We start from the raw sequence: 12,745 nt of genomic DNA, 5'->3' as shown, positions 1-12,745 counted from the left end.
CTTTTAAATTAGTGGTTGTGGTCGGTCAGTAAAACCACAATCCCGACCCCGATTGCAATCAATACGATTTGGCGTAGTGACTCCTGCCAATGGGGTCGCCGATGCATCTGCGGAATTAAATCACTCACTGCAATGTAAATAAAGCTGCTCGATGCAATCACCAGTAGATAGGGCATCACTTGGGTAGCGCGCTCTAAAAAGTAATACGCCAGCACCCCGCCAACCACTGCCATCAAACCGCTAATTCCGTTGTATAGCAATGCGCGTGCCCGAGAGAAGCCCGCATTGAGAAGTATGATGAAGTCTCCAATCTCTTGCGGGATCTCATGCGCAATGATGGCTAAGGCAGTAAAGATGCCGATTTGCACATCCACCATGAAGGCCGCAGCAATCAATACACCATCCACAAAATTATGAATACTGTCACCCACCAAAATCATCCAACCACTACTACCCGCCGCTTCTTTATCGTGGCCGTGGTGATGGTCATGACCATCGCCTTCATGATGGTGACTATGACGTAGGAGCGCGATTTTTTCCAAGAGAAAAAATCCAAGCAATCCACCCAAGAGGGTGGCAAATAGATAGTGGGCTTGCGCACCTGGGATCTCAAAGGCCTCAGGCAAAGAATGCAAAAAGGCGGTGGCCAACAAAATACCGACCGAGAGGCTCACCATGTGGTTGACGATCTTGGCCAGCAGGGTTAATGAAAGGCTTGCGGCAGCGAGCACACTCGCAAGCCCGGCGCCTGCGGTGACCAAAACAATCATTTGAAGTGTGCTCAAACCCACAGGCAATCCGCTCGACTAACTCTATTTTTAAGAAACGCCGTACTGCTTAAACCAAGCTAAGCATTTTGCCCAGCCATCTTTTGCGGGACCCTCGCGGTAGGTATTGCGGTAGTCCGCATGAAAGGCGTGAGGTGCATCCGGATAGATCTCGAACTTGGAGGCTTTCGCTGCAGAATTGGAACTTGCTTTAGCGAGCGCTGCTTTCATTTGCTCCACGGTATCGAGTGGAATACCAGTATCAGCTGAACCGTAAAGGCCCAATACTGGGGCTTTGAGATCGGCTGCAATCTCAACGGGCTGTCTTGGGTTATTAGCGGTTTTATCGCCCACCAGGCGTCCATACCAAGCCACGCCCGCCTTCACCTCAGGCATCGTTGCGGCTAACCAGGTAATGCGTCCACCCCAGCAAAATCCAGTGACACCGACTTTTTTAAGATCGCCGCCATTTTTACCAGCCCAGGCAATCGCAGCCTTGAGATCGCCCAATACTTGAGCATCGGGGGTCTTGGCCACAATATTGCTCTGAATCTCGGCAATGGTTCCAAAGGTATTGGGATCGCCTGCACGGGTAAAGAACTCTGGCGCAATCGCCATGTAACCCAACTTTGCAAAACGCCGAGTGGTGTCAGCGATGTACTCATGTACACCAAAAATCTCACTCACGACAATCACGATGGGTAATGGGCCACTCGCTTTCTCGGGACGAGAAATATAAGCCGGCATATTAAATGTCCCAACTGGAATATCCTGCTCACCCGCTTTAATGCCAGTAAAGTCGGTTTTAATCGCTTGGGCCAAAACAGGATCCGAAGCGGCTACAAACCCAATCCCCAAGGCTCCGGCGGTCACCGTTGCAGTTGAGGCTTTCAGTGAGGTCTTCATGAAATCACGTCGACCTAAATCATTTTGCTTATGATCATTACTCATTGTCTTGTCTCCTAGTTTGATTTCAACAACGCGTGCGCTAATGCGCTTCTTCCCAATTATCGCCAACTCCGATACTCACAATTAGAGGCACCTTCAGTTCGGCAATCGATCCCATCAGTTGAGGTAGAGATGATTTTAGATGCTCAAGCTCGTCAGGCGGGGCCTCAAAGACAAGCTCATCATGCACTTGCAAGAGCATACGGGTCTTCAGTTGCTCTTGTTCAAGCCAATTTTGTACCGCGACCATCGCCAACTTAATAAGATCAGCGGCTGTTCCTTGCATTGGCGCATTAATCGCCGCGCGCTCGGCTCCCTGGCGTTTTGGTCCATTGGCTTTGATATCCGGCAACCATAAGCGTCGCCCAAATACGGTTTCTACATACCCATTGGTGCGAGCCTCTTCTCGAGTGCGTTCCATATATTGAGCAACGCCTGGGTAACGCTCAAAATATTTTGCAATGTACTGCTGTGCAGCGGCGCGCTCGATCTTTAAATTGCTAGCTAATCCATAGGCACTCATGCCATAAATGAGACCAAAGTTAATCACTTTGGCATAACGCCGTTGTTCCGAACTCACTTGCTCCAGTGGAATCGCAAAGATCTCGGCGGCAGTCGCTTGATGAATATCCTTGCCCGCTTTAAACGCAGCTAATAAGTTTTCATCCTCGGCAATGTGCGCCATGATGCGCAGCTCAATTTGCGAGTAATCGGCCGAAACCAAGCGATAGCCTGCTTGAGGAACAAAGGCCTCCCGAATCCGACGACCTTCTTCGGTGCGTACTGGAATATTTTGCAAATTAGGATCATTTGACGCCAAACGGCCGGTGACCGCAACGGCTTGGGCGTAATTGGTATGGACGCGCCCTGTTTTGGGATTGATCATGCGCGGTAATTTCTCAATATAGGTTGACATCAACTTGGCCAAACTGCGGTAATCCAAAATCCGTGCAGGCAAGGGAAAGTCTTCAGCAAGCTTTTGCAAAACCTCTTCATCCGTGGACGGGGCTCCCGATGGGGTTTTTTTGACAACGGGGAGTTGCAGCTGCCCAAATAAAATTTCACCGATTTGCTTGGGGGATTGGATATTAAATGGCTGACCCGCCAGTTGATGAATTTCTTTTTCCAGGATGAGGAGTTTTTTTCCAACCTCCTGCCCCTGGATTGCTAACTTCTCACGATCAATCGTGATGCCATTATTTTCCATGATGCCCAAAACGCGCATCGCTGGCATTTCAATCTGTTCATACACGTACCGCAAGCTGGGCATGCGTTCCAATTGCGGCCATAAATGGTGATGAAGGCGTAGGGTGATGTCAGCATCTTCAGCGGCATACTCGGTCGCAGTTTTGAGATCCACCTGATCAAAGCCAATTTGATGCACGCCTTTGCCACAGACCTCTTCATATTGAATGGTCTTCACTCCCAAATGGCGCTGGGCTAAGTTATCCATGCTGTGACTGAGGTGCGACTCCAATACATAAGATTCGAGTAAGGTGTCGTGCTCCACTCCTTGCACCTGAATTTGATAATTGCCAAAGACGTGTATGTCGTATTTAAGATTTTGACCAAGCTTCTTCGCTTCAGGATTCTCAAGCCAGGGCTTTAGTCGAGCGAGCACCCAATTCCGTTCCAGTTGCTCTTCGCCAGTACGATGCGCAACCGGGATGTAACAGGCCTTACCCTCTTCAACCGATAAGGAAATCCCCACCAGCTCGGCTTGTAAGGCATCTAGGCTCGTGGTCTCGGTATCAATGCAAGTTAGTGTGGCATGTTCAATTTTCTGCAGCCATTGTTCAAACACTTCTTGCGTTGTCACGCATGTGTAGTCACGCGCAATCTCACTTTTAGATGGTGCTTGAGACTCCTGCGAAAGAGGCTCTTGCAAGACGGGGGCATCTGAATGATTCGTGGCACTCTGTGAAGTCGGAGTGGATACGCTCTTAGCGTCTAGTTCTTTCAACCATGATTTAAATGCGTAGCGCTCAAAGAGTGCTCTTAGTTGGCTTGGGTCTTCGGGCTTCGCGTGTAAATCATGTAATGAACCGATGTGCGGATTGAGGTCGCAATCGAGTTTTACTGTCAGCAGTTCTTTGGCCTTGGGCAACCAATCAAGACTCGCTCGTAAGTTATCACCCACCACTCCTTTGATTTCGCAAGCGTGGGCGATGAGTTGATCCAAATCACCATACTCAGCCAACCATTTATTTGCTGTTTTGGGTCCGGCTTTATGAACCCCTGGAACGTTATCGACGCTATCGCCAATAATGGCCAAGTAATCCACAATACGCTCTGGCGGCACGCCAAATTTGGCCACCACACCCGTGCGATCTAATTTCTCGTTGGTCATGGTGTTCACTAAAGTTACTTTGTCATTCACGAGTTGCGCAAGATCCTTATCACCCGTGGAGATCACGGTTGACCAGCCCATCTCAGCAGCTTGCCGGGCCAGAGTGCCAATCACATCATCGGCCTCGACACCGGAGATCATGAGCACTGGCCATCCGAGCGCCTTAACTACCTCATGAATCGGCTCGATTTGTGCCACCAAATCCTCGGGCATGGGGGAACGATGCGCCTTGTACTCAGGATATAAATCCTCTCGGAAGGTCTTACCCTTGGCATCAAATACACAGGCAATGTGATCGGCGCCGATTTCCGCACGGGCGCGTCGCATCATATTGACCATACCGTAGATTGCCCCGGTCGGCTCCCCAGCACTATTTCGTAGATCCGGCATGGCATGAAAGGCTCGGTAGAGATAACTAGAGCCGTCGACAAGGAGTAATTGGTGTGCTGACATGCCTCAATCGTACAATTTAGTTGCTGGGGTCTGGAAAACCCCTGATTTTGCTGTATCGGCGCAACGGTGGGGCAAATCCTAGTTTCTTAGGATAATAGGTGGCATTCTCTCTTAATAAAAATGACGATATCCCTCAATTTACCTACTAAATCTGGACTACTTATGAGGCGCTATGCTTTCATCGTATGTTCTGCCGCACTCTTATCTCATGGTGTGTTTGCCCAAACATCTGGCACACAAGCGCTAAGCAAAGAAGATCTGAACCAAATTAATAATCAGCCATTAGCTCCGTCATCCAGAAATCCTGCGGGTCTTGGCGTCAAGGAAGAGCGCAAGCCCAGCTTTGAATACACCGACCCCTCCGGTACTCAAATCCGCGAATACCGGGACAGTAATTTACCTACTGAGATCGAGGTGAAATCCGCCTTTGGTACTTATGAGATGTCACCCCCACAAACGGTATTTCCAGCAGGCGGGATGTCATCGGATAATTTGATTAGCGTTCCGAGTATTCGGATTCCGATAAAGTAATCCGACTCATGGCGGTTTATACCTCCCTCACTCTTGACGAGATCGCTCCTCGCATTGCGAACGATTTTTCAATTGGCAATGCCATCGAACTTAAAGGTATTCATGGTGGGATTGAGAACTCCAACTTCTTTCTGGATTGCCAAACCTCTGAAATCAATCACTATGTTCTGACCATCTTTGAACGGTTAAGCGCTGCGCAACTGCCCTATTACTTGGAGCTAATGCTTCATCTTGCTAATCAAGGCATCTCAATTCCCAAGCCGATTGCCAATCGTGCTGGACAGCTATGGTTTGAGATCAAAGGAAAACCGGCAGCGATTGTCACCAAACTCTCGGGTCAATCAGAGCTTACCCCCCAGAGCGAGCATTGCGATGCCGTGGGTAGAGAGTTAGCGAAAATGCATCTGGCTGGGCAATCGTTTGCGCTATCCCAACCCAATTTACGAAGCCTCTCCTGGTGGCAAGAGACCGTTCCTGTCATCGTGCCACACCTTAATACGTCTCAAAAAGAATTGCTCTTATCCGAGATGCAATTTCAGGAAGCATTTTTTCAGTCGGCGGTATATCAGTCTCTTCCTCAGGGCCCTTGCCATTGCGATCTCTTTCGGGACAATGTGCTTTTTACTCGCCACCACGGTCAAGAATCCTTAGGTGGTTTTTTTGACTTCTACTTTGCGGGCAATGACAAATGGTTGTTTGATTTAGCCGTCACTGCCAATGATTGGTGTTTGGAGGAGCCCTTTACCAATGGCTCAGGCGCTCTCAATCGCGAGCGTTTACACGCCTTATTGGCGTCCTATATGGCAGTGCGCCCACTCACCGATGGCGAAGAAGCATCGTGGAGCGCGATGTTACGTGCAGCCGCTCTGCGGTTTTGGATCTCGCGGCTTTGGGATTTTTATCTACCGCGTAATGCGCAGATGCTCACACCCCATGATCCAACGCATTTTGAGCGAATTCTACGCAACCGCCGTCACACAAGTTAAGGTAAGCTAAGCGCCTATGAATCTCAATCCCGTTGCAACCAATGAAGGCTATGTATGGGTCCGCCAGGGGGTTTGGCTCTTCAAGCAAAACCCGCTAGGCTTCTTGATGTTGGTCTTTATGTATGTTTTTCTGGCTCAGCTAGCCATCATGATTCCATTGGCTGGAGTATTTGCGGTCCTCATTTTGACCCCTGCTCTATCGGTGGGTTTTATGACCGCATGTCGTCAAACGATTCAAAAGGAACGAATTTTGCCAACGGTTTATCTGGCAGCATTTCGCTCCAATAACCCAGAGGTTAAAAAACGTATCTTGCAACTGGGGCTAGTGTATGCCCTCATGATCTTCACCATGAGCTTGATTGCCAGCATGGTGATTGATTTTCAAGCGCTCCTGCCATTCATTACCAATGACAAACCGATCACCTCTGAGGTCATGCAGCAGTTGTATTACTCACTCATGATCGGTGGTATTTTGTATATTCCAGTAGCCATGCTGATGTGGTTTGCGCCCGTCTTGGTGGCATGGGCTGATATGCCACCGAGCAAAGCTTTATTTGCGAGTTGGATGGCGTGCTGGACCAATAAAGGTGCGTTTTTTTACTACATCACCATTTGGAGCGTCGTCTTGATTGTGATTCCGCTCACTCTGGGAATGATCATGGATATCATCGGTTTGAGCCGTTACGCATCCTTTGTGGTGGCGCCCTTCTCCATGGCTGCGTTAACCGTGATGTACTGCTCGTTCTTTGCGACCTGGAAGGGTTGCTTTACGGGTAATGATTACGAGCAGTTACCGAATTAAGGAGATTTGCTTAACTTTTAAAGTTTTATTGTGAGATTGTTTTAATAATCAATTTAAAATACAATGTATACACTGTATTAAAACCCAATTAATTATATGACCACTGCCGTTTTAACCCTTCGAATAAATAGCAAAACTAAGCTCATGCTTGATAAACTTGCGGGCGCTACCCATCGCACCAAGTCCTTCTTAGCTGCAGAAGCTATAGAGCGTTATATTGAACTTGAAGCTTGGCAAGTTAATGAAATCAAAGCTGCCCTTAAAGAGGCTGATAAGAAAGACTTTATTTCGGAAAGAGAATTTGCAAAGCTAGTGAGAAAACATGCAGGTTAAGTGGTTAAGAACAGCAGCTCAAAATTTAGATGACGAAACAAATTACTTAGCCAAAGAAAATCCCAAAATTGCAAAAGCATTCTTTCCTTATGTAGTTAAAAGCGTAAATCAATTAGCAAAGTTTCCAGAGCTTGGACGACCTGGCAGGGTCTCTGGAACCAGAGAACTAGTTATTCAGAAATATCCGTATATTGTTCCTTATCGAATTAAAGACAATTCAGTGGAAGTATTGCGAGTTTTTCATACATCCAGAGTTTGGCCGAAGCTGCTTTAATTGCAACCTAGGAAACTTAATTTTCAACCGCCACCAGCTTGGCAATCGATAGCTGCAACCACTTCGCACCATGGCGTTTGAAGTTCACCTGCGCTTTGGCATCGACTCCTTCGCCCTCTAGTGCGGTCACCCGTCCTTCACCAAACTTGGTGTGGAAAACCTCTTGTCCTACTCGAAAAGAATGTCCGCGCTTCCTGTTTTGCTCTAACTGCAGAGAGCTCGTGACAATCGCGTTACTCACCTGATCATTACGTACGGGCACATCACTCTCGTTACCGCCCCACCATAACTCATCGACACTGTTTGTATTCGCAGATCGTCCTTTTTGCCACGATGTTGCTCCCCAGCGGGCATCTTTTGCTTTAGGTGTTAAGTGTTTGAGGCTCTCCGCAGGCAATTCATCCAAAAAGCGTGAGGGCATGTTGTAACGCACTTGACCATGGAGCATGCGTGACTGCGTATGCGAAAGATACAAGCGCTCTTTGGCACGCGTAATTGCCACATACATGAGACGTCGCTCTTCCTCAAGTCCACGGGGCTCTGAAATACTGTTCTCGTGAGGAAATAATCCTTCTTCCAGACCAGTCATAAACACAGCGGAGAACTCCAAACCTTTAGCCGAATGCACAGTCATCAACTGAATCGCATCCTGACCGGCCTCAGCTTGATTGTCACCAGCCTCGAGCGATGCATGAGCTAAAAATCCGGCCAGCGGTGAAATATCCTCCACTCCAGCTTGCTCAGGGCTGGGTGGCGTAGCGGCTTGAACATCTTGACCATAGCCCTCTTCGGCCACAAATGCGGTCGCAGCATTAATCAGCTCTTGTAAGTTCTCAACGCGATCTTGCCCCTCACGCTCAGTCAAATAATGCTGAATCAAGCCACTATGCTGAATCACATACTCTACCGTCTCCGGTAAGGTATTGTGTTTAGTTGAGTCACGCAAATGCTCGATCAGACGCACAAACCCCGAGATGCTATTACCGGCTTTACCCTCGATGAACGAGGCTGCTGCATAGAATGAGCACTGGTGTTGTTTGGCAGCGTCTTGCAAGGCCTCAATCGAACGCGCTCCAATCCCGCGTGCTGGAAAGTTCACAACTCGTGCAAAGGAGGTGTCGTCATTCGGATTCTCGAGTAAACGCATATAAGCTAATGCATGCTTAATCTCAGCGCGCTCAAAAAAGCGTAGGCCTCCATACACGCGGTAAGGGATATTGGCTGAGAACAACCCGTGCTCAATGATGCGTGACTGAGCATTACTACGATAGAGCACCGCAATCTCACTGCGGCTCATGCCACCACGAATCAAGGCTTTAATCTCATCAATCAGCCAAGCGCACTCCATGCCATCGCTTGCGGCCTCATAAATACGAACCGGCTCACCTACACCGGCTTCGGTACGCAGGTTCTTACCCAAGCGATCCTGATTGTGTGCAATCAAATGGTTAGCAGCATCGAGGATATGCCCGTGTGAGCGATAGTTTTGCTCCAACTTCACGGTTACAGGCTTAAATTGCTTCTCATAGAGTCGCATGTTCTCGACATCTGCACCCCGGAATGCATAGATACTCTGATCATCGTCACCAACCGCGAATACCGAGCTACTAGTCATCTGACCATTGCCGGCTAAGAGCTTGAGCCAAGCATATTGCAAGGCATTGGTATCTTGAAACTCATCAATCAAGATATGTTTAAAGCGCTCCTGATAATGCGTGCGGATTAGCTCGTGATGTTTGAGCAACTCATAACTACGCAACAAAAGCTCCGAAAAATCGCACACCCCTTCACGCTGACACTGGGCATCGTATGCCTCATACAACTGAATCATGCGGGCCTCAAAATCATCCCCCGGATCGAGATCCTTGGCACGCTTGCCCCGCTCCTTGGTATTGGCAATAAAGTACTGTAATTGCCGTGGTGGAAACTTCTCATCATCGACGTTGAGGCTCTTTAAAAGCCGTTTAATCGCGGAGAGTTGATCTTGTGTATCCAGAATCTGAAAGGTCGATGGCAGGCCCGCATCGCGATGATGCGCCCGTAGTAATCGATTACACAAGCCGTGAAAGGTGCCTACCCACATACCTCGGGTATTAATGGGCAGCATCGTACCCAAGCGGGTGAGCATTTCTTTAGCTGCTTTGTTGGTAAAAGTCACCGCCAAAACCCCAATCGGAGAAATTTGTCCCGTTTGAATCAGCCAGGCAATGCGCGTAGTCAAAACGCGGGTCTTGCCGCTACCTGCACCCGCCAAAATCAGTGCTGATTGAGGGCGCCCATCGGGGTGAGTTGGAGGTAGGGTCACCGCCTCCCGTTGTTCAGGATTGAGGTTCTCAAGTAAATCAGCGTACATCGTCCCAATTATAATTTGATGCTTATGTCTGACGCTACCCATTCCCCTGAAAAACCCTCGCTCAATCACAATCCTGACTTAGCCAAATTAGCCAAGTCATACGAGCCGGCTCCCATTGAAGCGTTCTGGGGACCCGAATGGGAAACACGCGGCATTGCCACCGCTAAGGTTGATGACGGCAAAGACAATTTTTGTATTCAGCTACCACCACCGAACGTCACAGGCACCTTGCATATGGGTCATGCGTTTAATCAAACCATCATGGATGGCTTGGTGCGCCATGCACGGATGTCCGGCAAGAATACCCTCTGGGTTCCCGGCACCGATCACGCCGGAATTGCCACCCAAATTGTGGTGGAACGCCAACTCGATGCCCAAAAAATCTCCCGCCATGATCTTGGGCGCGAGGTCTTCCTAAAGAAGGTATGGGAGTGGAAAGAAGAATCCGGTTCCACGATTACGCGGCAGATTCGGCGGCTTGGTGCATCCATTGATTGGTCACGTGAGTATTTCACGATGGATCCGAAGATGTCTGAGGCTGTGATTGAAGTTTTTGTGACACTTTTTGAACAAGGACTGATCTATCGCGGCAAGCGCCTGGTCAACTGGGATCCCGTGTTAGGTACTGCCGTTTCGGATTTAGAGGTAGTCAGCACAGAGGAACAAGGCAGCCTCTGGCATATACGCTATCCCCTCTCCGATGGAAGTGGCCACTTGGTGGTCGCAACCACGCGCCCTGAGACCCTCTTGGGTGATGTGGCGGTCATGGTGCATCCAGAGGATGAGCGCTATCGTCACCTGATTGGTAAAACTGTTGAGCTTCCCCTTTGCCAACGCAGCATCCCGATTATTGCGGATACCTATGTGGATATGAGTTTTGGGACTGGGGTAGTAAAGGTCACGCCCGCCCATGACTTTAATGACTACGCGGTAGGTCAGCGTCATCAGTTACCACTCATTAATGTCTTAACGCTCGATGCCAAAATTAACGAGCATGCTCCGAAGGCCTATCAAGGGCTCGATCGCTTTACCGCTCGTAAGCAAATTGTGGCCGATCTCGAAGCAGCTGATCTATTGGAAAAAGTTCAGCCCCACACCCTCATGGTGCCGCGGGGTGATCGAACCCAAACCGTGATTGAGCCGATGCTCACCGATCAGTGGTTTGTGGCGATGTCGAAAGCAAGTCCCAATAATCGCTACCAACCGGGTCAATCGATTGCTGGAGCCGCCTTGCATGCGGTCACCTCGGGTGACATCCAACTCGTACCTGAGAACTGGATCTCAACCTATACCCAGTGGCTCGAGAACATTCAGGACTGGTGCATCTCGCGGCAATTATGGTGGGGCCATCAAATCCCTGCATGGTATGGAGATAACGGCGAGATCTTTGTGGCGCGCAATACCGAAGAAGCCAAGGCTAAAGCCAAGGCAGCGGGCTACCACGGGGAACTTAAGCGTGATGAGGATGTCTTAGATACCTGGTTTAGTTCTGCCTTGGTACCATTTAGTTCACTGGGGTGGCCCAAACAAACCAAAGAGCTCGATCACTTTTTACCCTCCTCGGTCTTGGTCACAGGCTTTGACATCATTTTCTTTTGGGTCGCGCGCATGGTCATGATGACCTGCCACTTTACTGGGAAGGTACCATTTAAAACTGTTTATGTGCATGGCTTAGTGCGCGATGCCGAAGGCCAGAAAATGAGTAAGTCCAAGGGCAATACTCTGGACCCCATCGATTTGATTGATGGTATTGCACTCGACGACTTGGTTCAAAAACGCACTGTAGGCCTCATGAACCCCAAACAAGCGGAGAGCATTACCAAGAAAACAAAGAAAGAGTTTTCAGAAGGCATTCCGGCATTTGGTACCGATGCACTGCGCTTTACCTTTGCCTCGCTTGCCTCACTGGGACGTAATATTAACTTTGATCAAAAACGCTGCGAAGGTTATCGCAACTTTTGCAACAAATTATGGAATGCCACGCGCTTTGTCTTGATGAGTTGCCCTGGCGATGAAAAAGACAATGGCTTTGCACCTTGCGATAACCAATGCGGCCCTGAAGGCTATTTGGATTTCTCGCAAGCGGATCGCTGGATCGTCTCGCAACTGCAGCGCACCGAAGCGGATGTTGCTAAGGGCTTTGCCGACTATCGGTTTGACAATATCGCCTCAGCCATTTATCAATTTGTGTGGGATAAATACTGCGATTGGTATTTAGAGCTTGCCAAAGTTCAGTTGCAACAAGGTACTCCTGCTCAACAACGGGCAACCCGTAGAACGCTTTTGCGCGTTCTCGAGACCATTTTGCGCCTGGCTCACCCCATCATTCCATTCATCACCGAGGAGTTGTGGCAAACCATTGGTCCCAAGAGTGGTAAGGTGCTTTCCAATCAACCGTTGCAATCCATCGCACTCCAACCCTACCCTGTATCGCAAAGTGACAAGATCGATCCGGCTAGCGAGGCATGGATGGGTGAAGTTAAAAGCATTATTGACGCGTGCCGTAATTTGCGTGGAGAAATGCAAATCTCGCCTGCTCAGAAGGTGCCCTTATGGATCTATGGCGATAAAGAGTTTTTAACCAAAGCGGCTCCCTACCTAAGTGCACTGGCAAAACTTTCCGAGGTGAAAATCGTGACCGATGAATCCACTTTGGAAAAGGATGCGCCAGGAGCACCGATTGCCCTCGTCGGTCGTAATAAATTACTTCTGAAGATTGAGGTTGACCCCAAAGCAGAGCAGGCACGCCTCACCAAAGAAATTACACGTCTTGCCAATGAAATCGCCAAATGCCAAAGCAAACTGAATAATGAATCTTTTGTGTCCCGTGCTCCCGCCGCGGTCCTCGAGCAGGAGAAAAAACGGCTAGCGGATTTTGAAGTAAGCCATGCGAAGCTGACTGAGCAATTAGCCAAGTTGAAGTTGTCATCCTAAAGCCCCATAATTAT

At 49.0% G+C, this 12,745-nt stretch carries 10 protein-coding genes; 6 read left to right on the top strand and 4 right to left on the bottom strand.

Annotated elements, in window-relative coordinates; translation table 11 throughout:
* Positions 1-8: 8 nt before the first annotated feature.
* Genes QUE61_RS01865 through polA form a run of 3 tightly spaced genes read right to left on the bottom strand, consistent with a single transcriptional unit; the run spans position 9 to position 4,518 of the window.
* Positions 9-770 (bottom strand): ZIP family metal transporter, encoded by a 762-nt coding sequence (locus tag QUE61_RS01865; RefSeq protein ID WP_286308238.1) that lies wholly within the window; start codon positions 768-770, stop codon positions 9-11.
* Positions 771-818: 48 nt separating this feature from the next.
* Positions 819-1,718, bottom strand: a complete 900-nt coding sequence (locus QUE61_RS01860; RefSeq protein ID WP_458574717.1) for a dienelactone hydrolase family protein — start codon at positions 1,716-1,718, stop codon at positions 819-821.
* A 37-nt stretch (positions 1,719-1,755) separates the two neighbouring features.
* Entirely contained in the window at positions 1,756-4,518 is a 2,763-nt protein-coding gene (gene polA / locus QUE61_RS01855; protein WP_286307261.1) for a DNA polymerase I, read from the bottom strand.
* Positions 4,519-4,680: 162 nt separating this feature from the next.
* On the opposite strand from polA, the gene QUE61_RS01850 reads away from it, so the two are divergent.
* From QUE61_RS01850 to QUE61_RS01830, 5 genes are all read left to right on the top strand, one after another.
* Positions 4,681-5,049, top strand: coding sequence for a hypothetical protein (locus QUE61_RS01850; protein ID WP_286225697.1), 369 nt, complete (start codon positions 4,681-4,683; stop codon positions 5,047-5,049).
* Positions 5,050-5,057: 8 nt separating this feature from the next.
* Positions 5,058-6,035 (top strand): homoserine kinase, encoded by a 978-nt coding sequence (locus tag QUE61_RS01845; RefSeq protein ID WP_286307260.1) that lies wholly within the window; start codon positions 5,058-5,060, stop codon positions 6,033-6,035.
* A gap of 16 nt (positions 6,036-6,051) precedes the next feature.
* Positions 6,052-6,837: a BPSS1780 family membrane protein gene (locus tag QUE61_RS01840; protein ID WP_108507894.1), complete on the top strand. Its 786-nt coding sequence runs from the start codon at positions 6,052-6,054 to the stop codon at positions 6,835-6,837.
* A 96-nt stretch (positions 6,838-6,933) separates the two neighbouring features.
* Entirely contained in the window at positions 6,934-7,170 is a 237-nt protein-coding gene (locus QUE61_RS01835) for a CopG family ribbon-helix-helix protein (protein ID WP_286281502.1), read from the top strand.
* Entirely contained in the window at positions 7,160-7,444 is a 285-nt protein-coding gene (locus QUE61_RS01830; protein ID WP_286307259.1) for a type II toxin-antitoxin system RelE/ParE family toxin, read from the top strand. Before QUE61_RS01835 ends, QUE61_RS01830 begins: the two co-directional genes overlap by 11 nt.
* Before the next feature lie 16 nt (positions 7,445-7,460).
* Here QUE61_RS01830 and QUE61_RS01825 read toward each other — a convergent pair whose 3' ends face one another.
* On the bottom strand, positions 7,461-9,797 hold the full coding sequence (locus QUE61_RS01825; protein ID WP_286307258.1) for a UvrD-helicase domain-containing protein: 2,337 nt from the start codon (positions 9,795-9,797) through the stop codon (positions 7,461-7,463).
* Positions 9,798-9,821: 24 nt separating this feature from the next.
* On the opposite strand from QUE61_RS01825, the gene QUE61_RS01820 reads away from it, so the two are divergent.
* Complete coding sequence (locus QUE61_RS01820) at positions 9,822-12,731, top strand: valine--tRNA ligase (protein ID WP_286307257.1); 2,910 nt, start codon at positions 9,822-9,824, stop codon at positions 12,729-12,731.
* The last annotated feature ends 14 nt before the right edge of the window (positions 12,732-12,745 follow it).

The organism is Polynucleobacter sp. HIN5, assembly GCF_030297555.1.
Taxonomy (GTDB): Bacteria; Pseudomonadota; Gammaproteobacteria; order Burkholderiales; family Burkholderiaceae; genus Polynucleobacter.
Note: the sequence above shows the minus strand (reverse complement) of the source record. Positions and strands in the feature narration are given on the sequence as shown.

Bases quoted from the DNA above. Each gene is read 5' to 3' on its own strand.
- QUE61_RS01865 (WP_286308238.1), bottom strand. From the start codon at position 770: ATGATTGTTTTGGTCACCGCAGGCGCCGGGCTTGCGAGTGTGCTCGCT.
- QUE61_RS01860 (WP_458574717.1), bottom strand. From the start codon at position 1,718: ATGAGTAATGATCATAAGCAAAATGATTTAGGTCGACGTGATTTCATG.
- polA (WP_286307261.1), bottom strand. From the start codon at position 4,518: ATGTCAGCACACCAATTACTCCTTGTCGACGGCTCTAGTTATCTCTAC.
- QUE61_RS01850 (WP_286225697.1), top strand. From the start codon at position 4,681: ATGAGGCGCTATGCTTTCATCGTATGTTCTGCCGCACTCTTATCTCAT.
- QUE61_RS01845 (WP_286307260.1), top strand. From the start codon at position 5,058: ATGGCGGTTTATACCTCCCTCACTCTTGACGAGATCGCTCCTCGCATT.
- QUE61_RS01840 (WP_108507894.1), top strand. From the start codon at position 6,052: ATGAATCTCAATCCCGTTGCAACCAATGAAGGCTATGTATGGGTCCGC.
- QUE61_RS01835 (WP_286281502.1), top strand. From the start codon at position 6,934: ATGACCACTGCCGTTTTAACCCTTCGAATAAATAGCAAAACTAAGCTC.
- QUE61_RS01830 (WP_286307259.1), top strand. From the start codon at position 7,160: ATGCAGGTTAAGTGGTTAAGAACAGCAGCTCAAAATTTAGATGACGAA.
- QUE61_RS01825 (WP_286307258.1), bottom strand. From the start codon at position 9,797: ATGTACGCTGATTTACTTGAGAACCTCAATCCTGAACAACGGGAGGCG.
- QUE61_RS01820 (WP_286307257.1), top strand. From the start codon at position 9,822: ATGTCTGACGCTACCCATTCCCCTGAAAAACCCTCGCTCAATCACAAT.